This window comes from Streptomyces sp. NPDC025793 (genome assembly GCF_055558375.1).
This window is the reverse complement of the sequence record NZ_JBVHMR010000001.1, coordinates 77,001-98,697: the sequence shown is the minus strand read 5'-3', so window position 1 is coordinate 98,697 and position 21,697 is coordinate 77,001. Positions and strand designations below refer to the sequence as shown.

At 70.8% G+C, this 21,697-nt stretch carries 17 protein-coding genes and 3 pseudogenes; 12 read left to right on the top strand and 8 right to left on the bottom strand.

Annotation, left to right across the window (positions count from 1 at the left end; translation table 11 throughout):
• The first annotated feature begins 72 nt into the window (after positions 1-72).
• The 9 genes from ACZ4MF_RS00470 (at position 73) to ACZ4MF_RS00430 (ending at position 10,866) form a co-directional block, all read left to right on the top strand.
• Positions 73-1,233 (top strand): mandelate racemase/muconate lactonizing enzyme family protein, encoded by a 1,161-nt coding sequence (locus ACZ4MF_RS00470; RefSeq protein ID WP_467488404.1) that lies wholly within the window; start codon positions 73-75, stop codon positions 1,231-1,233.
• Positions 1,230-2,234: a zinc-dependent alcohol dehydrogenase gene (locus ACZ4MF_RS00465; protein WP_467488402.1), complete on the top strand. Its 1,005-nt coding sequence runs from the start codon at positions 1,230-1,232 to the stop codon at positions 2,232-2,234. Before ACZ4MF_RS00470 ends, ACZ4MF_RS00465 begins: the two co-directional genes overlap by 4 nt.
• Before the next feature lie 133 nt (positions 2,235-2,367).
• Complete coding sequence (locus tag ACZ4MF_RS00460) at positions 2,368-3,336, top strand: hypothetical protein (RefSeq protein ID WP_467488400.1); 969 nt, start codon at positions 2,368-2,370, stop codon at positions 3,334-3,336.
• Positions 3,337-3,370: 34 nt separating this feature from the next.
• Complete coding sequence (gene chvE / locus ACZ4MF_RS00455) at positions 3,371-4,480, top strand: multiple monosaccharide ABC transporter substrate-binding protein (RefSeq protein ID WP_467488398.1); 1,110 nt, start codon at positions 3,371-3,373, stop codon at positions 4,478-4,480.
• A 55-nt stretch (positions 4,481-4,535) separates the two neighbouring features.
• Positions 4,536-6,122, top strand: a complete 1,587-nt coding sequence (gene mmsA, locus ACZ4MF_RS00450) for a multiple monosaccharide ABC transporter ATP-binding protein (RefSeq protein WP_467488396.1) — start codon at positions 4,536-4,538, stop codon at positions 6,120-6,122.
• Entirely contained in the window at positions 6,119-7,363 is a 1,245-nt protein-coding gene (gene mmsB / locus ACZ4MF_RS00445; RefSeq protein WP_467488394.1) for a multiple monosaccharide ABC transporter permease, read from the top strand. Before mmsA ends, mmsB begins: the two co-directional genes overlap by 4 nt.
• A 61-nt stretch (positions 7,364-7,424) precedes the next feature.
• The gene (locus tag ACZ4MF_RS00440; RefSeq protein WP_467488392.1) at positions 7,425-8,588 is read left to right on the top strand and encodes an aldose epimerase family protein; all 1,164 of its coding nucleotides are present in this window, start codon (positions 7,425-7,427) and stop codon (positions 8,586-8,588) included.
• A gap of 101 nt (positions 8,589-8,689) precedes the next feature.
• Positions 8,690-10,471, top strand: a complete 1,782-nt coding sequence (locus ACZ4MF_RS00435; protein WP_467488390.1) for a pyridoxal phosphate-dependent aminotransferase — start codon at positions 8,690-8,692, stop codon at positions 10,469-10,471.
• 119 nt (positions 10,472-10,590) lie between these two features.
• Entirely contained in the window at positions 10,591-10,866 is a 276-nt protein-coding gene (locus tag ACZ4MF_RS00430; RefSeq protein ID WP_467488388.1) for a hypothetical protein, read from the top strand.
• A gap of 26 nt (positions 10,867-10,892) precedes the next feature.
• On the opposite strand, the pseudogene ACZ4MF_RS00425 reads toward ACZ4MF_RS00430, so the two are convergent.
• The 3 genes and pseudogenes from ACZ4MF_RS00425 to ACZ4MF_RS00415 all read right to left on the bottom strand — a co-directional run.
• Positions 10,893-11,045, bottom strand: a pseudogene (locus tag ACZ4MF_RS00425) (arabinan endo-1,5-alpha-L-arabinosidase); the annotation flags it as partial.
• Between the two features lie 350 nt (positions 11,046-11,395).
• Positions 11,396-12,043: a DUF4360 domain-containing protein gene (locus tag ACZ4MF_RS00420; RefSeq protein WP_467488386.1), complete on the bottom strand. Its 648-nt coding sequence runs from the start codon at positions 12,041-12,043 to the stop codon at positions 11,396-11,398.
• 177 nt (positions 12,044-12,220) lie between these two features.
• Positions 12,221-12,679, bottom strand: a complete 459-nt coding sequence (locus ACZ4MF_RS00415; protein WP_467488384.1) for an RrF2 family transcriptional regulator — start codon at positions 12,677-12,679, stop codon at positions 12,221-12,223.
• A 77-nt stretch (positions 12,680-12,756) separates the two neighbouring features.
• On the opposite strand from ACZ4MF_RS00415, the gene ACZ4MF_RS00410 reads away from it, so the two are divergent.
• Entirely contained in the window at positions 12,757-15,723 is a 2,967-nt protein-coding gene (locus ACZ4MF_RS00410) for a glycoside hydrolase family 35 protein (RefSeq protein WP_467488382.1), read from the top strand.
• On the opposite strand, the gene arfA is transcribed toward ACZ4MF_RS00410, so the two are convergent.
• From arfA to ACZ4MF_RS00395, 3 genes and pseudogenes are all read right to left on the bottom strand, one after another.
• Positions 15,710-17,230, bottom strand: coding sequence for an arabinosylfuranosidase ArfA (gene arfA / locus ACZ4MF_RS00405; protein ID WP_467488379.1), 1,521 nt, complete (start codon positions 17,228-17,230; stop codon positions 15,710-15,712). The genes ACZ4MF_RS00410 and arfA overlap by 14 nt on opposite strands.
• Positions 17,231-17,244: 14 nt before the next feature.
• Entirely contained in the window at positions 17,245-17,490 is a 246-nt protein-coding gene (locus tag ACZ4MF_RS00400) for a hypothetical protein (RefSeq protein WP_467489488.1), read from the bottom strand.
• Positions 17,491-17,537: 47 nt separating this feature from the next.
• Positions 17,538-17,872: pseudogene (locus ACZ4MF_RS00395) on the bottom strand (hypothetical protein); the annotation flags it as partial.
• 218 nt (positions 17,873-18,090) lie between these two features.
• On the opposite strand from ACZ4MF_RS00395, the pseudogene ACZ4MF_RS00390 reads away from it, so the two are divergent.
• Both ACZ4MF_RS00390 and ACZ4MF_RS00385 read left to right on the top strand, forming a co-directional pair.
• Positions 18,091-18,699 (top strand): annotated as a pseudogene (locus ACZ4MF_RS00390) (toxin-antitoxin system, toxin component family protein); the annotation flags it as partial.
• Between the two features lie 149 nt (positions 18,700-18,848).
• Positions 18,849-20,066, top strand: a complete 1,218-nt coding sequence (locus ACZ4MF_RS00385; RefSeq protein ID WP_467488377.1) for an MAB_1171c family putative transporter — start codon at positions 18,849-18,851, stop codon at positions 20,064-20,066.
• Here the strand turns inward: ACZ4MF_RS00385 and ACZ4MF_RS00380 are convergent.
• Together ACZ4MF_RS00380 and ACZ4MF_RS00375 are read right to left on the bottom strand one after the other, a co-directional pair.
• Positions 20,058-20,909, bottom strand: coding sequence for an SMP-30/gluconolactonase/LRE family protein (locus ACZ4MF_RS00380; protein WP_467488375.1), 852 nt, complete (start codon positions 20,907-20,909; stop codon positions 20,058-20,060). The genes ACZ4MF_RS00385 and ACZ4MF_RS00380 overlap by 9 nt on opposite strands.
• Positions 20,906-21,679, bottom strand: coding sequence for an IclR family transcriptional regulator (locus ACZ4MF_RS00375; protein WP_467488373.1), 774 nt, complete (start codon positions 21,677-21,679; stop codon positions 20,906-20,908). The genes ACZ4MF_RS00380 and ACZ4MF_RS00375 overlap by 4 nt, the downstream gene beginning before the upstream one ends.
• Positions 21,680-21,697: the final 18 nt, after the last annotated feature.

Here is a 21,697-nt window from a genome sequence, read left to right as displayed (position 1 = left end):
CGCCGCGTCCTTACTGTCACGCCAGCATTTCGAACGCGTGACGAAATCTCGAACAGCTGAAGGGCAACTGCCGTGCGCATCACCGGAATCAGCACACACGTGGTCGGCACGCCGTGGCGCAACCTGACCTACGTCCAGGTGCACACCGACGAGGGGATCACAGGAGTCGGCGAGACCCGGATGCTCGGTCACACCGACGCGCTGATCGGCTATCTGCGGGAGGCCGAGGCCAATCACATTCTCGGCTCCGATCCGTTCGCGGTCGAGGATCTCGTGCGCCGGATGAAGTACGGCGACTACGGCCGCGCGGGCGAGATCGTCATGTCCGGCATCGCCGTGATCGAGACGGCGTGCTGGGACATCAAGGGCAAGGCGCTCGGCGTCCCCGTCTGGCAGTTGCTCGGCGGAAAGGTGACCGACCGCGTCAAGGCGTACGCCAACGGGTGGTACACGACCGAGCGAACGCCCGAGGCGTACCACAAGGCCGCGCAGGGGGTGATGGAGCGCGGGTACAAGGCGCTGAAGATCGACCCGTTCGGCACCGGGCACTTCGAGCTGGACCACGAGCAGAGCCTGTACGCCGTCTCGCTCATCGAGGCCGTGCGGGACGCGATCGGCCCGGACGCCGAGCTGATGCTGGAGATGCACGGCCGCTTCTCCCCCGCCACCGCCGTCCGGCTGGCCAAGGAGCTGGCCCCCTTCAAGCCGGCCTGGCTGGAGGAGCCGGTGCCGCCGGAGAACCTCAAGGCGCTGGAGAAGGTGGCCGCGAAGGTGGACGTCCCGGTCGCCACCGGTGAGCGGATCCACGACCGCATCGAGTTCCGCGAGCTGTTCGAGAGCCAGGCCGTGGACATCATCCAGCCGGACGTCGGCCACATCGGCGGCATCTGGGAGACCCGCAAGCTCGCGGCCACCGCCGAGACGCACTACATGCTGGTCGCGCCGCACAACGTCGGCGGCCCGGTGCTCACCGCCGCCTCGCTCCAGGTCGGCTTCACCGCGCCGAACTTCAAGATCCTTGAGCACTTCAACGACTTCGCGGACGCGGAGATCAAGAAGGTGGTCAAGGGCGCGCCGCAGGTCGTGGACGGCTACTTCCACCTCTCCGACGCGCCCGGCCTCGGGGTCGAGCTCGACGTCGACGCGGCCGCCGAGTTCCCGCAGCAGCAGGCCCGGTTCGACCTGTGGGCCGAGGGCTGGGAGCAGCGCAGGCCGAAGGGCGGCCGGAAGTGAGCGGCGCCGTCGTCATCGAGGCCCCGGGCAGCCACCGACTCGCCCCGCACACGCCCCGCGAGCCCGGTCCGGGCGAGGCGCTGGTCGCCGTGCACGCGGTCGGCATCTGCGGCAGCGACCGCGAGGTCTACCAGGGCAACCGGCCCGAGGGGTACGTCCGTTACCCCCTGACGCCGGGCCACGAGTGGTCCGGCACGGTCGCGAAGGTCGGCCCGGGTGTCCCGGCCTCCCTCACCGGCCGCAAGGTCGTCGGCGAGGGCTTTCGCAACTGCCAGGTGTGCGACCGCTGCCACGCGGGCGAGACCACGCTGTGCACCGACGGCTACGAGGAGACCGGCTTCACCCAGCCGGGCGCCATGGCCGCCACGCTCACCCTGCCGGCCCGGCTGCTGCACGCCCTGCCGGACGACGCCGACCTCACGGCGGCCGCCCTGCTGGAGCCGGCCGCCTGTATCGCGGCGGCCGCGCTGAAGGCGGGCGCCCGGCCGGGCGAGCGGGTCGCGGTGGTCGGCACCGGGACGCTCGGGATGTTCGCCGTGCAGTTCCTGCGGGCGATCTCGCCGGGCGAGCTGCTGGTGGTCGGGACGAGGAACGACCGGGAGGCACTGTCGCGGCAGTTCGGCGCGACCGACTTCCGTGTCAAGGGCCAGGAACTGCCCGACGACTTCGACGTCGTGATCGAGACCGCCGGGTCCGCGTCCGCCGCGCGCACCGCCGCCTCCCTGCTCAGGCGCGGCGGACGCCTGGTCCTGACCGGGATCCCGGCACCGGGCGCGGACGGGCTCGACCCGACCGACCTGGTCGTACGGCAGCTGGAGGTGCACACCGTCTTCGGGGCGCCGCCGGACGCCTGGGCGCACACCGTGCGGGTCTTCGGCGCCGGGTTGCTGGACCCGCTGCCGCTGGTCACGCACGAGCTGCCGCTGACCGAGTTCTCCCAGGCCATCGACCTCGTCGGGGCCGGCGATCCCAAGGTGGGCAAGGTGCTGCTCCGCCCCTGAAGACGTACGCCGGTCAGGGCGTTACCTGACGGCGCCCTGGCCGGCGTACAACCAGGCCTTTTTCGTACCCAGAGCCGCGAACCTTGTCCGATATCTCGAACACCGAGAACTCCTCGAACACGAAGGACAGCTTGTGACCGACGCTTCCGCCCCGGCAGCCCGCAGGCCCGGCGAGCAGGTGCTCGCCGCTCTCGGCCTCGGCGCGCCCGCCCTCGACCCCGCCGACGCCTCCGCCCACGGCTTCCCGGGCGGCGGCCGCTGGCGCACCGAGATCCCCTCGTGCGAGGGGCCCGAGGCGCTGGCGGTCGTGCTCAAGGAGGCCTCCCGTCTCGATGTGCCGATCCACCGGATCAGCCAGGGCAGCGGCGTGTGGATGCTCACCGACGCCGAGATCACCGAGATGGTCGAGGCCACCGCCGCACGCGACATCGAACTCTGCCTGTTCACCGGCCCGCGCGGCACCTGGGACATCGGCGGCTCGGTGCGCTCCGACTCGCGGGGGGCCGGACTGCGCGCTCGCGGCCACGACGCCGTCGCCGGCTGCCTCGAAGACGCCGTCCGGGCAACCGAGTTGGGCGTCAAGTGCCTGCTCGTCGCCGACGAGGGCGTGCTGTGGACGCTGCACCGGGCCCGCGAGGCCGGCATCATCCCGGCCGACACCACGCTGAAGGTCTCGGCGCTCATCGGCCCCGTGAACCCGGCGTCGTACGCCGTCTACGAGCGGCTCGGCGCCGACTCCCTCAACGTGCCCAGCGATCTGACGCTGGATCACCTCACCGAGATCCGCCGGGTCTCCGGTGCCCCGATGGACATGTACATCGAGGCCCCCGACGATCTCGGCGGCTACGTGCGGATGTACGAGGTCGCCGAGCTGATCCGGCGCGGCGCACCGCTCTACCTGAAGTTCGGCCTGTCCAAGGCGCCCGGCATCTACCCGTGGGGCACCCATCTGCGGGACGTCACCCTGGACACCGCCCGGGAGCGGGTGCGGCGCGGCCGGCTCGCCCTGGACCTGCTCGCCCGGCACGGTGCGGACGGCGACATGGCGCCGCTCGGCTCCCGGCTGCCCGGAACGCTCAACCGCTTCCCCGTCACTGCGTGACTTCTCAACGACGAGACAACCAAGGACACTCATCATGCGTAACCGCAGAGCCGCACTCGCCGCCATATCCGGAGCCGCCACCCTCGCCCTCACCCTGACCGCCTGCGGTCAGAGCAGCTCGGGCGGCAGCAAGGAGAAGACCGGTGACGTCAAGGGCGCCACCATCGGCATCGCGATGCCGACGAAGTCCTCCGAGCGGTGGATCAACGACGGCAACGACATGGTCAAGAACCTCCAGGACAAGGGCTACAAGACCAAGCTGGTCTACGGCGAGGACGACCCGAGCACCCAGGTCTCGCAGATCGAGAACCTGATCACGCAGGGCGTCAAGGGCCTGATCATCGCGGCCATCGACAACAAGTCCCTGAACAACGTGCTCCAGGAGGCCAAGCAGGCCAACATCCCGGTCATCGCCTACGACCGGCTCATCCTCGGCACCCCGAACGTCGACTACTACGCCTCGTTCGACAACGAGAAGGTCGGCACCCTCCAGGGCACCTACATCGTGCACAAGCTCGGCCTGGACAGCGGCAAGACGGGCCCGTTCAACATCGAGCTGTTCGCCGGGTCGAACGACGACAACAACACCCAGTACTTCTTCAACGGCGCGATGAAGGTGTTCCAGCCGTACATCGACAAGAAGCAGCTGGTGGTCAAGTCCGGGCAGACCAAGCTCAACCAGGTCACCACCCTGCGCTGGGACGGTGCCACCGCGCAGAAGCGCATGGAGGACATCCTCACCTCCACGTACACGAGCGGCAAGGTCGACGCGGTGCTCTCGCCGTACGACGGCATCTCCATCGGCATCATCGCCGCCCTGAAGTCGGACGGTTACGGCTCCGCGAGCAAGCCGCTGCCGGTCATCACCGGCCAGGACGCCGAGCTGGCCTCGGTGAAGTCGATCATCGCCGGCCAGCAGACCCAGACCGTCTTCAAGGACAGCCGCAAGGAGACCGCGGTCGCGGTGTCCATGGTCGACGATGTCCTGCACGGCAAGAAGCCGCAGGTCAACGACACCACGACCTACACCAACGGCGCCAAGGTCGTCCCCGCCTACCTGCTCCAGCCGGTGAGCGTGGACAAGACCAACTACGCGGACGTCCTGGTCAAGGGCGGCTACTACACCGAGTCCCAGCTCAAGTGATCCCGCCCGACTGCCCTGGGCCGAACTGACCCCACACTGATTGGAAGGCACGACCATGGCGGGACCCGTCCTGGAAATGCGCTCGATCGTCAAGACCTTTCCCGGCGTCAAAGCCCTGTCGGACGTCACGCTGACCGTCCGCCGGGGCGAGGTCCACGCCATCTGCGGGGAGAACGGCGCCGGCAAGTCGACCCTGATGAAGGTCCTCTCCGGCGTCCATCCGCACGGCAGTTACGAGGGCGAGATCCTCTTCGAGGGGGAGCTCTGCGCCTTCGGCGACATCCGGGCGAGCGAGCAACGCGGCATCGTGATCATCCACCAGGAGCTGGCGCTGTCGCCGTACCTCTCGCTGGCGGAGAACATCTTCCTCGGCAACGAACACGCCAGGGGTGGGTTCATCGACTGGCGGGAGACCTTGCGGCACGCCACCGAGCTGCTGCGCCGGGTGGGTCTCGACGACCACCCCGAGACCCGCGTCACCGACATCGGCGTGGGCAAGCAGCAGCTCGTGGAGATCGCCAAGGCCCTGTCGAAGAAGGTGAAGCTGCTCATCCTGGACGAGCCCACCGCGGCGCTGAACGACGAGGACAGCGGCAAACTCCTCGATCTCATCATGGAGTTGAAGAACCAGGGCATCACCTCGATCATCATCTCGCACAAGCTCAACGAGATCCGCAAGGTCGCCGACTCGGTGACGATCATCCGGGACGGCCGGTCGATCGAGACGCTGGACGTCAAGGACGCGGGCACGACCGAGGACCGGATCATCAGCGGCATGGTGGGCCGCGACCTCGACCACCGCTTCCCCGAGCGCACCCCGCACGAGGCGCAGGAGGGCGCGGCCCCGGCGCTGGAGATCCGCAACTGGACCGTCCATCACCCCATCGACCAGCAGCGCAAGGTAGTGGACGACGTGTCGCTCAGCGTGCGCCGGGGCGAGATCGTCGGCATCGCGGGCCTGATGGGCGCCGGCCGCACCGAGCTCGCCATGAGCGTCTTCGGCCGCACCTACGGCCGGTACGGGGGCGGCACGGTCCTCAAGGACGGCGTCGAGATCCGTACGAAGTCCGTCGCCGAGGCGGTGGACCACGGCATCGCGTACGTCACCGAGGACCGCAAGCACTACGGCCTCAACCTGATCGACACCATCAACCGCAACATCTCGCTGACCGCGCTGAAGAAGGTCGCCCGGCGGGGCGTGGTCGACGAGCAGGCGGAGCGGCAGGTCTCCGAGGGCTTCCGGAAGTCCATGAACATCAAGGCGCCGACGGTCTTCGAGCCGGTGGGCAAGCTGTCCGGCGGCAACCAGCAGAAGGTCGTCCTCAGCAAGTGGATCTTCGCCGAGCCCGATGTGCTGATCCTGGACGAGCCCACGCGCGGCATCGACGTGGGCGCCAAGTACGAGATCTACACGGTCATCGACCAGCTGGCCGCCCAGGGCAAGGCGGTCGTCTTCATCTCCTCCGAACTGCCGGAGCTGCTCGGCATGTGCGACCGCATCTACACGATGGCCGCCGGGCGGCTGACCGGTGAGGTGCCACGGTCCGAGGCCACCCAGGAAGTGCTGATGCGCCGGATGACGAAGGACCGGGCCCCGACAGACGCGACGGACAACGCAAAGGACGAAGAGGTAACGCGATGAGCACGGACGTCACCGACAAGACCCCGGCGGCCGCACCGCCGGGCAGGGGCGGATCGGCCGGCGGCGAGGGTCTGTTGCAGCTGGTGCTGGGCGGCCTGCGCCGCAACATGCGCCAGTACGGCATGCTGATCGCGCTCGGTCTGATCGTCGTCCTCTTCCAGATCTGGACCGGCGGCGACCTGCTGCTGCCGCGCAATGTCTCCAACCTGGTGCTGCAGAACAGCTACATCCTGATCCTCGCGATCGGCATGATGCTGGTGATCATCGCCGGGCACATCGACCTGTCGGTCGGCTCGATCACGGCGTTCGTGGGCGCGTTCGCGGCCGTGCTGACGGTGCAGCACCATGTCGCCTGGCCGATCGCCCTGGTGCTGTGCCTGCTGGTGGGCGCGGTGGCGGGCTCCGTACAGGGCTTCCTGATCGCGTATTTCGGCATACCGTCGTTCATCGTCACGCTCGCCGGGATGCTGCTCTTCCGCGGTCTGACGGAGATCCTCCTGAAGGGCCAGACCCTCGGCCCGTTCCCGAACGGGCTGCAGAAGATCGGCAACGGCTTCCTGCCCGAGGTCGGCCCGAACACCAACTACCACAACCTCACCCTGCTCCTCGGCATCGTGTTGATCGCCGCCGTGGTGTGGCAGGAGGTGCGCGACCGGCGCCGCCAGCAGGAGTTCTCCCTCGACGTCGTACCGATGAAGCTGTTCCTGCTCAAGCTGGTCGCCCTGGTCGCCGCGATCCTCACCCTCACCATGCTGCTGGCCAGCTACGACGGCGCGCCGATCATCCTGATCATCCTCGGCGTCCTGGTGGGCGGCTACGGCTACGTCATGCGCAACTCGGTCTTCGGCCGGCACATCTACGCCATCGGCGGCAATCTGCCGGCGGCCAAGCTGTCCGGCGTGAAGGACAAGCGCATCACCTTCCAGGTGTTCCTGAACATGGGCGTGCTCGCGGCCCTGGCGGGTCTGGTGGTCGCCGCCCGTCTGAACGCGGCCTCGCCGAAGGCGGGCGACGGCTTCGAACTGGAGGCCATCGCCTCCTCGTTCATCGGCGGCGCCTCCATGAGCGGTGGTGTCGGCACCGTCCTCGGCGCCATCATCGGTGGTCTCGTCCTCGGCGTGCTGAACAACGGCATGAACCTCCTCAGTGTCGGCACCGACTGGCAGCAGGTCATCAAGGGCCTGGCCCTGTTGGCGGCGGTCGGATTCGACGTGTGGAACAAGCGCAAGTCCGGTTCGTAAGTCAGACCGGGCCCCGCCGGAACAGCCGGCGGGGCCCCTCCTTTATGCGGGAGCCGCATTCATGGAACTGAACAGACGCACGGTCATCGCTGGAGCGGCGGCGGCCGGTATCGCCGCCACCACCACCCTCGGCTCGGGCACCGCCCAGGCCGCAAGCCGCCCGGAGGGCAGGAAGCCGGTGAAGGAGCACTTCGGCACCCTCGCCGACGGCACGAAGGTGTACCGCTGGTCGCTGGAGAACGGCGGCACGCGGCTGAAGGTCCTCTCCTACGGCGGCATCATCCAGTCCCTGGAGATCCCGGACCGCCACGGCCGGTACGCGAACGTCTCGCTCGGCTACGACAACCTCGACGCCTACGTGAAGGGCACCACCTTCTTCGGCGCCACCATCGGCCGTTACGGAAACCGCATCGCCAAGGGGCAGTTCACGCTCGACGGCAAGAAGTACCAGCTGTCCGTCAACGACGGCGTGAACAGCCTGCACGGCGGCGCCAAGGGCTTCAACACCAAGGTGTGGGACATCGAGCCCTTCACCGCCGGCCACGACGTCGGCCTGCACCTGCACTACACGAGCGCCGACGGCGAGATGGGCTACCCCGGCACGCTGCGGACGAAGGTCACCTTCACCCTCACCCGGCACGGCGACTGGCGCATCGACTACGAGGCCACCACCGACCGGCCGACGGTCGTGAACCTCACCAACCACACGTACTACAACCTCGCGGGCGAGGGCAGCGGCAGCATCTACGACCACGAACTCTGGCTCGCGGCCGGCCGGTTCACCCCGACCGACTCGGGCCTGATACCCACCGGCGAGCTGGCGCGGGTCAAGGGCACCCCCTTCGACTTCACCCGCCCCAAGCCGATCGGCCGGGACATCCGCACCGGCCACCCGCAGCTGGTCACCGCCAAGGGCTACGACCACAACTTCGTGCTCGACAAGGGCGTCACCGCCCGGCCCGAGCACGTGGTGACCCTGCGCGACCCGGAGTCCGGCCGCACGCTGAAGATCTTCACCGACCAGCCCGGCGTGCAGTTCTACTCGGGCAACTTCCTCGACGGCACCCTGGTCGGCCCCTCCGGACACACCTACCGGCAGGGCGACGGGCTGGCCCTGGAGACGCAGCACTTCCCGGACTCCCCGAACGAGCCGACGTTCCCGTCCACGGTGCTGCGGCCCGGCCATACCTACCGGACGACGACCATCCACACGTTCTCCGCGTGAACCGGCTCACACGGCCGGTGAGTTGAACGCCACTGCCGTCCCTTCCGTACTCATGGGTGGCCCGTGCTCCCCCGCACGGGCCACCTTGAACGGAGGTCCTCTTGGCCGGCAACGTCACCTCGCTGTTCCGCGGCACCGCCGCGCACAGCCCGTCGATGGCGGCGCTGACACGGGAGGGCGGCGACGGGACGGGACCGGTGGACTTCTGCGTCCCGTGCAACCCGTATTTCCCGACCCCGGCCATGTTCGACGAGCTGTCGGCCCGGTTGCGCGAGATCGTGACGTACTACCCGAGCGGCGCCGACACCATCACGGGGGAACTGTGCGCACTGCTCCAACTGCCGCCGCAGTGCGTGGCGATGGGCAACGGCTCCACGGAACTGATCACCTGGATCGACCACCTCCTGGTCCGTGAGTCCCTGGCGGTCCCCGTCCCCACCTTCGGCCGCTGGACCGACCAGCCGATGGAGACCGGCAAGCGGGTCGACATGTTCCCGCTCCAGGAGGCGTCCGGCTTCGCCCTGGACCTCGCGCAGTACGCGGAGTTCATCCGCGCCCGGGGCACGCGTGTCGCCGTGATCTGCAACCCGAACAACCCCGACGGCGGCTACACCCGCAAGCAGTCCCTGGTGCAGTTCCTGGACGCCATGGCCGACCTGGACCTGATCGTGGTCGACGAGTCCTTCCTGGACTTCGCGGACGCCGAGACCGAGCCGAGCGTCGTCCAGGAGGCCGTGCTCCGCCACAACGTGATCGTCCTGCGCAGCCTCGGCAAGAACTTCGGTCTGCACGGCATCCGCTTCGGCTACCTGGTGGCGAACCCGGCGCTCGCGGGCCGGGTCCGCTCGATGCTCCCGAAGTGGAACCTCAACTCCCTCGCCGAGCACCTGGTGTTCATGCTGCGCGACCACGGCCCCGAGTACGCGCAGAGCCTGGCCCAGGTCCGCCGGGACCGCCTGGAAATGGCCAGCCACCTCTCCGCGCTCCCCGGCCTGACCGTCTTCCCCTCCCAGGGCAACTTCCTGTTCGTCCGGCTGCCCCTGGGCGCCGTGGGCACGGTGGTCCGGGACCGGATGCTCGCCGAGCACCGGATCCTGGTCCGTGAGTGCGGCAACAAGATCGGATCCTCCAGCCGCTTCCTGAGACTCGTGGTGCGCCCCCAGGTCGACGTGCGTCGCCTGGTGTCCGGCCTGGAACAGGTGCTCTACGGGACCAGGAGGGGAGCCGCCGTACCCGAGCTGGGCACAGGGACCAGCTACAGCTCGGGTACGGCGGCCGTCGACCGGCTGATGAGCGAGACCAACGGAGGCGGCGTACCCGGCCTGGCCGCGCAGGCCCAGGCCATGACCGCCGCTCCCGCTCCGGCCGCCGGCACCGGCATGCCGCTCCCCGCCGCCGTGCCACCACCCGGCGCCGGGATGCCGATGCCGGCGGCAGCCCAGCCCCTGCCCGCGGCGCCTCAGCAGGTCCCCGCGCCGCTTCCCCCGGCGCCTGCGCCGGCCCCGGTTCCGGCGGTGGCGCAGCCCGCCCCCGCCCAGCAGCCGATGGTCCCGGCACCGCAGCCGATGGTGCCCGTGCAGCAGCCGGTGGCCCCGGTGCCGGTCCCCCCGCCCCTGCCGCCGCAGGTACCGGTACCCGCACCGGCCCCCACACCCATGCCGACCCCCGTGCCCGCCCCGGCCCCCGCCGCCTTCGCGCCCACCCCGCCCGGCGTTCCGGCGCGCGGCGGCCTGACGGCGGCGCAGGTGCGCGGCATGACGGCGCCGGCCACCCCGGCGGTGCCCGCACCGGCCGTCCCGAACGGGCTGACACCGGCCCCGGCGACGGGCTGGCCGAACGCCCAGAGCTGGCCGAACGCGGCCGGTATGGACCAGGCGGGCTGAGCCCGAAGTCCCCTTCCCCGAAAGGTGGTTGAGGGATCGGGGCCCCCGGATCACGGGTGACTCACACGAATGGCCCACACGAGGTGAAACTTCCTCCGAAGGCGGCCAGGGTGAGTCACATGAACCACATACCGGCGTTTCGCCAACACAGGATCATCGCCCGAGCATTCGCCGTCGGCGCCCTGGGCGTCGCTCTCGCGACCACCGCGGCCACGCCCTCGTCCGCCGTGGCCGCGAGGGTCGCCACCGTCCAGTCCCGTCCAGCCGACCACGACCGCGACCACGAGCACGAGCACGGCCGCGAGCATGAGCACGGCCGCGAGCACGAGCACGGTGACCACGACGAGGACTGGGAAGGGCCGGACTGCGTCGGCCTGATCAACCTGCTCTGCTGACCGGCCGACGGCCCGGCCCCGTTGGATCAGTAGGCCACCGGCCAACCCGTGCTCCAGTTCAGCAGGTTGATGCCGCGCTTCGGGGTGCCGCTGTCGTTGCCGTCGTAGCGGTGGTAGGCGATCAGGTCGCCGTCGGTGTCGTTCATGACGGACTGCCCGCCGGGACCGATGACGCTGCCGCGCACGGTTCCTGCGCCGCGCCGAGAAGCAGCTCAAGCGCGCCAAGCGGGAACTGTCCCGCAAGCAGAAGGGGTCCGAGAACCGGGAGAAAGCCCGCTTGAAGGTCGCCGCACCCACGCACAAGTCGCCGATGCCCGCCGTGACTTCCACCACCAGCTGCCGCGAAGAATGTGAAACGGCCGCCGGACTGGCGGCATCGGCCTGTGGAGCGCCGGTAAGACCAGGAGAGGCCCCGGCACAGCGCAACGAAGCAGGAAGTCACGGATTCTCTCCCGAACCCCGTGCCGCGTAGCTGAACGGGGTTCGGGAGAGAAGGCCGGAATCCTCGGGCTTCAACCCGAGGAGCAGGTCAGGGGCACTGCTTCCACGCCATGTGGTAGACGGTGCTGATGTTGCCGTCCGTCGAGTCCATGGTCATGAAGCTGACCTTGTCCGGACTCTGAGTGCCGGCGTTGACTCTGAGCTCGGTGTTGATGTTGAAGTTGCGCTCCACCCCGCAGGGTGCCCAGACCAGTTGGGCCACGTCGGTGCTGTCGGTGGCCTCCCAGTTGTCGTTGAAGGCGCCGTTGAAGGGGTGGGTCTTGGGCACGGTCTGAGAGGAGCCCTGGAAGTAGTACGAGGCCTTCTGGGTCGCCGTCGCGCCGGGCTGGAGGGAGAGGAAGCCCCGGTAGTCCGCGCTGGCGATGGCGTAGGTGAAGCCCTGCGGGACGTGGACGATCAGGTCGAGCTGGCAGTTCCTGCGGAAGGCCGTGGGGTCGGAGTTGCCGCCGGCCTGGGCCAGGTAGGCGCTGTAGGTCACCGTGAAGGCGGTGTTGTCCGGCGAGACGGCGACCGCCGCCGTACCCGCGGGGCAGCCGGAGCCGTTGACGGTCGCCACGTCGATGACGATCTTGTCCGGGGGCGGGTTGTCGAAGACACCCGAGGCGGATGCCCGGGTGGGCAGTGCGGCGGTGAGCAGAGCGGCTACGGCGCCGCCCAGGAGGAGTCCACGAGCCATGGTTCTCTCCCATGTCGTCGAGTGGGGGGTGTACCTCCGACCCGCCCCTGTCGCTCGTCCGGCCTGAAGGAACTGTGCGGGACCTGTGAAGGGCGGGAGGCGTGAGCATCGTAGGTAGCCACGTCCCGCCCCGGGAGAGCGAACTCCGGCCATTCACATCCAGGATTTTCACCGCCCCTACGGGTTCTCCCAGGCCGCCGGCTCCGCCGCCAGCGCCCGGACCGGCTCGGGCAGCGCGTCCGCCGCGAGGTCGGCCACCGTCACGCCCTCCAGGACGCGGCGGACGTTCGCCCGCAGGGCGATCCACAGGGGCAGCAGCGGCCGGGCCGTGCCCGTGTAGGTCAGGCCCGTCGGGCGTTCACCGCGCACCGAGACGATCGGGCCGTCCACGCCCCGGACGACGTCGGCCACCGTGATCGCCGCGGCGTCCTTCGCGAGCCGGTAGCCGCCGCCTCCGCCGCGCCTGCTCTCCACGATCCCGGCCCGGCGCAGATCGCCCAGGATGCCCTCCAGGAACTTGTGCGGGATGTCCTGGGCGGCGGCGATTTCCTCTGCCTTCACGGGGCCGTTAGCCTGCCGTACGGCCAGTTCCAGTACCGCCCGTACGGCGTAGTCCGCCCGCGCCGAGATCCTCATGGATCCATTGTGCGGCGTCGCGCGTGGCGAACGGCCGCGCCCGCGCCCCGTAAGATCGCCGCCCGGGAGGATCCACCTTGGCGCTCAGCAGACGTACCTTCAGTGCCCTGGCCGGCTCGGCCGCGCTCGGGCTCGCCCTCGGCGGCAGCGGCGGGTCCGGCGCGCTCTCGGCCTTCGCGGCGCGCGGCGGCAGCGTGCCCACCGGCCCGGCGCCGCTGCCGCCGGCCGTCGACCACGCACAGCACACGATCGGCTACGACCGGTACTCGCTGCTCGTGGACGGCAGCCGGCTGGTGGTGTGGTCCGGGGAGTTCCACCCCTTCCGGCTGCCGAGTCCGTCGCTGTGGCGGGACATCCTCCAGAAGATGCGGGCGCACGGGTACAACGCCGTCAGCATCTACGTCGCCTGGAACTACCACTCCCCCGCCCCCGGGCACTACGACTTCACCGGCGTCCGCGACCTCGACCTCTTCCTGCGCACGGCCGCCGAGACCGGGCTGTACGTCATCCTGCGGCCGGGCCCGTACATCAACGCCGAGGTCGACGGGGGCGGGTTCCCGGGCTGGCTGACGGCGACGAAGGGCACCGCGCGGACCGACGACCCGGCCTATCTCGCGTTCGCGGACGAGTGGCTGACGCAGGTCAACAGGATCGCCCGCAAGCACCTGTACACCCAGGGCACGGGCACGGTCCTGCTGTACCAGATCGAGAACGAGTACGACGCCCACGCCGGGGACGCCACCGGCAGGCGCTACATGTCCCACCTGTACAAGAAGGTGCGGGCCGACGGCATCGACGTACCGCTGTTCCACAACGACAAGGGCCGCAACGGGTACTGGGTGCCCGGGTCCTTCGACACCGGCGGCGAGAAGGGCGGCTGGCTGTACGGCTTCGACGGGTATCCGTCGCCCACCGGCACCCCGCCGGACTGGGGGACCTTCGGGTCGGGCGGCGCGAAGGGCGGGGCCAGTGCCTCGCCGACCACGCCCGGGTTCGTGCCCGAGTTCGGCGGCGGCTGGTTCGACCCGTGGGGCGGGGCCTGGTTCGACGGCAAGGGGTACGCCGAGTCGCGGCGCACCCGGGACGCGGCCTACGAGCGCCGGTTCTACCTCACCAACCTCGCCAACGGGCTCACGCTCCACAACGTGTACATGACCTTCGGCGGGACCTCGTGGGGCTGGCTGCCCGCGCCCGTCGTCTACACGTCGTACGACTACGGCGCGGCGATCGACGAGGCCCGGGGCGTCACGGCCAAGATCGCGCCGATGCACCAGCTCGGCCACCTCTTCCGGAGCGTGCCGGACTTCGCCAAGCTCGACCGGGCGGCCGAGGTCAGGGCCGCGGGGCTGAAGGTCTACCACCTGACCAACCCGGACACCGGCGCCCATGTCTACGTCGCCCGCAACGACGGCACGGCCCCGGTCACCGCCTCTCTGCCCACCGACGCGGGCTCGCTGCGCATCACCGTGCCCGGCAAGGACGCCCGGCTGCTGACGACCGGGCTGAAGCTCGGCGAGCGGACGCTCAAGTACGCGACCGCCCAGCCGGTCTTCTGCGTGACGGCCGGGCGGCAGGACATCGCCCTGTTCACGGGGCGCACGAACGACATGGCCGATCTGGTGCTGACCTGCCCGGAGGAGCCGTCCGTCATGCGGCTGGACCCGGAGGCCGCCTGGGTCTTCGACGACGACACCGAGCTGCGGGTGACCTCGCCGCTCGGCGAGGGCGGGCTGACCCGCGTCCTGGTGCAGAAGGGCGGCAGCGACACCCCGCTGGTGCTCCTCTTCGGCGACGACGCCACCTCCGTGCGGCTCTTCCCGTACGACACCCCGTCCGGGACCGTGCTGGTCTACGGTCCGGCGCTGCTGCGCCACGCCGAGGTGCGCGGCCGGGCCGTCCATCTGACCGGTGACCTCACCGAGACGACGGCCATGGAGGTCTGGGCGCCGCGCGGGGTCGACACCGTGGTGTGGAACGGGCGCACCCTGCCCACCCGGGTGACCCTGTCCGGCAGCCTGATGACCAGCGGCATGCTGCCCGCCGTGCCCGAGGTGCGGCTGCCGGAGCTGGGCGGCTGGCGGATGCGGCGGGAGAACCCGGAGGCGGGGCCCGGCTTCGACGACTCGGGCTGGCGGCGCGCCGACCGTACGACGTCCTTCTCCACCACGCCCGTCCCCGACGGCGGGCCGGTGCTGTTCGCGGACGACTACGGCTTCCACTACGGGGACGTCTGGTACCGGGGCACCTTCACCGACTCCTTGGGCCTGGAGGAGCTGTCCCTCGCCTACAGCAGCGGCACCCAGGGCCTGCTGATGGCCTGGCTGGACGGCGATCCGCTGGGCACCCACCGGATGCCCGTGCCCGACAAGAACACCACGGCCCGCAAGGGGAGTTGGGAGGCGACGGCCGTCTTCCCGGTGCGCGAGGCGCTGCGTTCGCCGGGGCGGCACGTGCTGTCGGTGCTCGTCCGGCGCATGCAGCACGACATGGACGGCGGTGCGCGGGACACGCACAAGGCCGCCCGCGGGCTGACGGCGGCCGCCTTCAAGGGGGCCGCTCCGAAGGTGAGCTGGCGGATCCAGGGCGAGGCGGCCCCGGACCCGGTGCGCGGGCCGATGAACAACGGCGGCCTGTACGGCGAGCGCGGCGGCTGGCATCTGCCGGACTTCCGGGAGGACCGCGACTGGGAGCCGGTGACCTTCCCGCGCGACGCCCGGTACCAGGGCGTGACCTGGTACCGGACGGACTTCCGGCTCTCGGTGCCGGCCGACGTCGACGCGTCGGTCGGCCTGACCCTTCAGGACGACCCGTACCGGGCCTACCGGGCGCAGATCTTCCTCAACGGCTGGAACCTGGGGCAGTACATCAACAACGTCGGCCCCCAGCACACCTTCGTGCTGCCGAACGGCGTCCTGCGCACCCGGGGCGCCAACACCCTCGCGCTGGCGGTCCTCTCGGAGTTCACCACGCTGTCGGGCCCCGGGTCCGTACGCCTGACGCTGCTGGGGAGCGCGACGGGCGGGCTGCCGGTCACGCCAGTCTGATCACGTTCCAGGACAGGGGTTCGAGTACGGCGGTGAGGGTGCCGTCCGTGACGGCGGTGCCCTCGACCGGGTGCGGGGTGACCCGCTCGGGGTCGTCGAGGGTGTTGCGGGCGTCGGGGTCGGCGTCCGCGAGCGCGGTGTGCTCGGTGACGGCCGTCAACTCCAGTCCGCTGAGCGTGACTTCGAGGGGCAGGGCGGCCGTGCGGCCGCGGTTCACGGCGAAGACGGTGACCGTGCCGTCGGCCGCGCGGACCGCCGTGGCGTGCAGCAGGTCCGTCTCGCCGTACTTCTTCGTCTCGTACGTCGGCGAGTCCACGCGGACGTCCAGCACCTCGCCCCGGCCGTGCTTCGAGGTCTGCGCGAAGGGGAAGAACGTCGTCTGCCGCCAGGCCGGGCCGCCCGGCTCGGTCATGATCGGCGCGATCACGTTGACCAGTTGGGCGAGGCAGGCGACGGTGACGCGGTCGGCGTGCCGGAGCAGCGCGATGAGGAGCGAGCCGAAGACGACGGCGTCGGTGACGCTGTAGTCGTCCTCCAGCAGGCGGGGGGCCTCGGGCCAGTCGGACGGGGCGATCGTCCGCGCGTGCTCCTCCCAGCGGGAGAGGTACCAGACGTTCCACTCGTCGAAGGAGAGGTTGATCTTCTTCTTGGACTTGAGCCGGGCGCCGACGTGGTCCGCCGTGGCCACCACGTTCTCGATGAAGGACTCCATGTCGACGGCCGAGGCCAGGAAGGAGTCGATGTCGCCGTCCGTGGGCTCGTAGTAGGCGTGCAGCGAGATGTGGTCGACCAGGTCGTAGGTCTCCGCCAGGACGGTCGCCTCCCACTCGGCGAAGGTCGGCATGGACTGGCTGGAGGAACCGCAGGCGACCAGCTCGACGGAGGGGTCGGCCTGGCGCATGGCGCGGGCGGTCTCGGCGGCGAGCCGGCCGTACTCGTGCGCCGTCTTGTGCCCGGTCTGCCAGGGGCCGTCCATCTCGTTGCCGAGGCACCACAGCCGGATGCCGAAGGGCTCCTTGTCACCGTGGGCCGCGCGCAGGTCGGACAGGGCGGTGCCGGCGGGGTGGTTGGCGTACTCCTGGAGTTCCAGTGCCTCGGCGACGCCCCTCGTCCCGAGGTTCACGGCCATCATGGGCTCGGCCTGCGGGCCGACCTTCCTGAGGAACGCGATGTACTCCGACAGACCGAAGCGGTTGGTCTCGGTGGAGTGCCAGGCGAGGTCGAGGCGGCGGGGACGGTCCTCGGCGGGGCCGACGGAGTCCTCCCACTTGTAGCCGGAGACGAAGTTGCCGCCGGGGTAGCGGATCGCCGTCACTCCGAGTTCGCGGACCAGCTCCAGCACGTCGGTGCGCAGCCCGGCCTCGTCCGCCGAGGGGTGGTCCGGTTCGAAGACGCCGGTGTAGACGCAGCGGCCCAGGTGTTCCACGAAGGACCCGAAGAGGCGGGGGTTGACCGGGCCGACGGTGAACGCGGGGTCGAGGGTGAAGCGGGCGGTGCTCTTGCTCATGGGGTCCTTTCGGGTCACTTCACAACAGGCCGGCCGGCACGCCGGCCCAGCTGGTGGAGGCCAGGCTTCGGGGTGTCGTCGTCGTTCGCGTCGTAGTAGTGGTACGCCAGCCCGGTCGTGCCGTGGGCGCGGAACGTCGACTCGCCGCCGGGGCCGATGCGGCGGCCGTGGGAGGCGAGGACGAGGTCGCCGCCGCCGTCGGGCATCGGCTTGCCCGTGCTGTCCGTGCAGGGGCCCGTGACCGACGTCGAGCGGCCCACACGGATCTTGCAGGTGGAGTTCGCGCCCTGGCGGCAGGCGTCGCAGGAGGCACGATCCGGTCGTCGGAGCCGAGCAGGCCCGCCTTCTTCAGGACGTCCTTGCGGTAGAAGCAGAGTTGGACGTGGACGTCGAGCGGGAGGGCGTAGAGCTTGCCGTCGATGACGCCGCGCTGCCACAGCCCGGGGTTGTGGTCCGCCTCCCAACAGGCCGTACGTGGCGAGCAGGCCGACGTCCCGGGCGTCCAGGAGGCGGCCGGGAGCGCGCGGTGGAGGCGAGTGCGTCCGCTCCGGTGCCGAGTGCGCCGAAGCCGAAGCTCGCGGCCACCGCCGAGCCGCCCGCCGCGCCGAGAAGTTGCCCGCGACTCAGGCCAGGTCGTCCCATGCCTTGCTCCCACCGTCCCCTCATGATCAAGACATTCGAGACGTTCGAAATGTCGAATGGTGCTCGTAACTTCGAACGGGACCGTAGGTTCGAAGCGCTTCCACGTCAATGGGTCGGACACAAGCCCGTCGGTGGTTTCTCCTTCGACGAAGGTCGCCGGGATCCCGTGACGGGGATACGCCCGGACGCGTACGCTCGGACCGGCGGAAGGGGGTTCGATGGGCATCGCGGGCGCGCGCGAGCTGTCGGCACGACTGGCCGCACGACTGCGACCCTCCGGACATGTCTCGCGGCGGGGCTCGGCGCTGCGCGCGCTGGCCCGCGAACTCGCCGACGCCGTCCGCTCCCGGCCCGACGTTCCGGACGACGTACGGGGGTTGTGCCGGGCCCTGTGCGAGGAGATGAGCGCGCGGCGCGGCGGGCGGCCGGTGGAGCTGCGCTTCGAACGCTTCCCGGACGAGCTCGAAGTCACCGGACTGTGCGTGGAGTTCGCGGACTTCGACCTGGTGATCGTGGAGGAGCGGGCCGCGCCGGTGCAGCAACTGGTGATCCTGGGCCATGAGTTGTGGCATCTGCACGCCGGGCACCGGCACCACCGCCTGGCGGGCGACGCGGCGGCCCGGGCCTTCGCCGAGGCGCCGGGCCGGCTGGCGGACGCGCTCACGGTGGCCGCGCGCAACGGCTCCCGGGCGGCCGACGAGGCCGAGGCGGACGACTTCGGGCACCGGCTGGCCACCCTGTTCCGCGGCCGCCTCAGCGGCGACCGCCTCTCCGTCACCCGCCCCGCCCCGCCGGACCCGCTCCAACGGGCCCTCGGCTACCGCGGACGCGAGCAGGCGAGTGAGTCGAAGGGGCGCGCCGGTGTCGAGAGGGCGAACGCGCGGAGGCGCGAGGCGCCGAGCACGATCGGTCTCTCGACACCGGCATCCAGCGCCCCGGAGGTGAACCGAGCGTCCGAAGAAGGGGGAACCGCGCGGTGAGAGAACTGGCGCTGGATCCCGCACAGTTCCTCGGCGCGTTCTACATCTCCTTCTGGATCCCCACGGCCGTGCTGACCACCGCGCTGGTGCTCAAGCTGCCCACGATCATCCGGCTGTGGCGGGACCCGCTGCTGCGCGCGGTCGGCGGGCTGCTGCTGCTCGCCTGCGCGGTGTTCGTCTTCTGCACGCCGTCCACGATCCACCGCGTCAACCGGCTGACCGGGGTGCCCAACATCGCGGCGCCCTGGTGCTATTCGCTCATCACGGCGATGTCCGCGTCCGGCCTGCTGCTGATCGTGACGTGGCGCAACGGCCTGTCCGACCGCTCGGCGGCGACGCGGCGGGCGGTGCGCCGGGTGGTCTCGGGGTACTCCGCGGTGATCGTCGCGCTGTGGGCGCTGTTCCTGTCGGCGGACGCGCCCGTGGAGCGGATACGGGACCTCGACACCTACTACGCGGGCACGCCGTTCATGCGCGAGGAGATCCTGCTGTACCTCTGCGCGCACACCGCGGCCTGTCTGGTCGCCTCGCGGCTCATCTGGAACTGGGCGCACGCCGGGGGACTGGACGGCTTCCTGCGCTGGGGCCTGAAGCTGCTGGGCGCCGGATACGCGCTCAACATCGTCTTCGACGGGGCCAAGCTGACCGCCGTCGGCGCGCGGTGGTCCGGGCACGACCTGGACTGGCTCAGCACGGACCTCGCCCCGCCGGTCGCGTCGCTCTCCGCGATCCTGGTCGCGGCGGGCTTCATCCTCCCGCACGCGGGCCAGTACCTGTACGACCGCTGGCGGGTGCGCCTGGCCCACCGCGAACTGCGCCCGCTGTACCGGCTGATGCGCACGGTCAGCGGCGACTGCGTGCCCTTCGTGCTCCGCGCCGCCCCGGAACTGCGCCTGACGCGTCGCGAGACCTTCGTCCGCGACGTCCTGCTCCCGCTGACCCGCTACCTCGACAGCGACCTGGCGACCCGCCTGTACGACGCGGCGCGCGCCCTCGGTCACTCCGCCGAGCGCGCCCGCGCGCTGGCGGCGGCGGCCGCCGTCCTGGACGCGATCGAGCACAAGCGCCGTACGCCGGAACCGCCCGAGCCGGTGACCGGCCCCGACCCGGCGAACCTGCTCGGCGACATCGCCCCGGTCTCCCGCGCCCTGCGCCGCCCCGAGGAGATCGAGGCGGTGCGGGCGCGGGTGCGGGAGAGGGTGCCGTCAGCCTGAGAAGGCCGGTTGCGCGACTCCCTGCCCCGCTCCCGGGACGACCAGCAGCGAGCCCGCCAGCGGGTCCGGCGACTCCAGCCCGACCCTGGCTGTCGTGACGTACAGGTCGGTCAGAGCGGCGCCGCCGAACGCGCAGGCCGTCGTGCGCGGGGTCGGCAGGGTGATCACCCGGTCCAGCGCGCCGGCCGGCGTGTAGCGGCGGATCGCCCCGCCGTCCCACAGGGCCACCCACACACAGCCCTCCGCGTCGACCGTCAGGCCGTCCGGGAAGCCCGCGCCCGCCTCGATCTCCACCAGCGGGCGGCGGTTCGCCACGCACCCGCCGTCGTGGTCGAAGACGTCGACGCGGCGCGTCGGGGTGTCGGCGTAGTACATCAGGCGGCCGTCCGGGCTCCAGCCCGTGCCGTTGCTGACCGTGACGTCGGGCAGGACCGTCTCGACCCTGCCGTCGCCCGTCAGCCGGCTCAGCGTGCCGCCTCCCGCCGCCTCGTCGTAGCGCATCGTGCCCGCCCACAGCGAGCCGTCCGGCGCCACCGCGGCGTCGTTCGCACGGCGCCCCGGCACCGGCTCGTGGTGCAGCCAGCGGAAGCTGTCGTCGGGGTCCAACAGGCCCACGCCGTCCCGCAGGTTGAGCACCAGGCCCCCGCCCGCCCGCGGCTTGGCGGCGCCGACGTGCTGCTCCGTCGTGCGCACCGTACGCCGCCCGGCCGCCGGGTCGTACGTGTGCAGGCGCATGCCCAGGATGTCCAGCCAGAGCAGCCGCCCGGTCGCCGGGTCCCAGGTCGGGCCCTCGCCGAGGGTCGCCTCCGCCCGGACCGCGACCTCGGGTCCGCCCGCGCTCACTCGGCGCTCCGGTGCCCGAGCCGCTCGGACAGGTCCGCCGCGCCCTTCACGGCCAGCTGCTCCAGCTCGGTCCGGCGCTCCTCGCTCCAGCGGATCATCGGCACCGAGATGGACAGGGCGGCGACCACCTGGCCCGTGCGGTCGCGCACCGGCGCCGCCACACAGCTCACGTCCGGGTTGGACTCGCGGCTCTCCACCGCGATCCCGCGCTGCCGGATCTGCGCCAGCGCCTCGCGCAGCGCCCCGGGATCGGTGATGCTGTTCGGCGTCATCGCGCTCAGCTCGGCGTCGTCCGGGACGCGCGCCGTCAGCTCCTGCTGCGGCAGCGAGGCGAGCAGCATCTTGCCGACGGAGGTGCAGTGGGCCGGGAGCCGGCGCCCCGCCGCCGAGACCATGCGCACCGCGTGCGTGGAGTCGACCTTGGCGATGTAGATGACGTCGGTGCCCTCCAGGATCGCCACGTGCACCGTCTCGTCGCAGGTCTCGGCGACCGTGCGGGCCACCTGCTGGCCCTCGGCGGCGAGGTCGAGCTGTTCGGCGTAGCGGCTGCCGAGCTGGTACGGGCGCACGCCGAGCCGGTAACGTCCGGGCTGTCCCGGAACGGGCACGATGTACGACCGGGCGGCGAGCGTGGTGACCAGCTCGTGCACGGTGGTGCGCGGCAGTTGCAGCTTGCGCACGATGTCGGGGGCGGAGAGCGTCCCGTCTCCGTCGAGGAACAGCTCAAGAATGTCGAGAGCCCGGGTCACGGCAGGCACGAGGCGTCCCACGTCCGGCCCCCTCCCTTG

What these genes read in the sequence shown, in the direction of transcription:
- chvE (WP_467488398.1), top strand. Translation starts at nt 3,371, where the DNA reads ATGCGTAACCGCAGAGCCGCACTCGCCGCCATATCCGGAGCCGCCACC.
- mmsA (WP_467488396.1), top strand. Translation starts at nt 4,536, where the DNA reads ATGGCGGGACCCGTCCTGGAAATGCGCTCGATCGTCAAGACCTTTCCC.
- mmsB (WP_467488394.1), top strand. Translation starts at nt 6,119, where the DNA reads ATGAGCACGGACGTCACCGACAAGACCCCGGCGGCCGCACCGCCGGGC.
- ACZ4MF_RS00440 (WP_467488392.1), top strand. Translation starts at nt 7,425, where the DNA reads ATGGAACTGAACAGACGCACGGTCATCGCTGGAGCGGCGGCGGCCGGT.
- ACZ4MF_RS00430 (WP_467488388.1), top strand. Translation starts at nt 10,591, where the DNA reads ATGAACCACATACCGGCGTTTCGCCAACACAGGATCATCGCCCGAGCA.
- ACZ4MF_RS00420 (WP_467488386.1), bottom strand. Translation starts at nt 12,043, where the DNA reads ATGGCTCGTGGACTCCTCCTGGGCGGCGCCGTAGCCGCTCTGCTCACC.
- ACZ4MF_RS00415 (WP_467488384.1), bottom strand. Translation starts at nt 12,679, where the DNA reads ATGAGGATCTCGGCGCGGGCGGACTACGCCGTACGGGCGGTACTGGAA.
- arfA (WP_467488379.1), bottom strand. Translation starts at nt 17,230, where the DNA reads ATGAGCAAGAGCACCGCCCGCTTCACCCTCGACCCCGCGTTCACCGTC.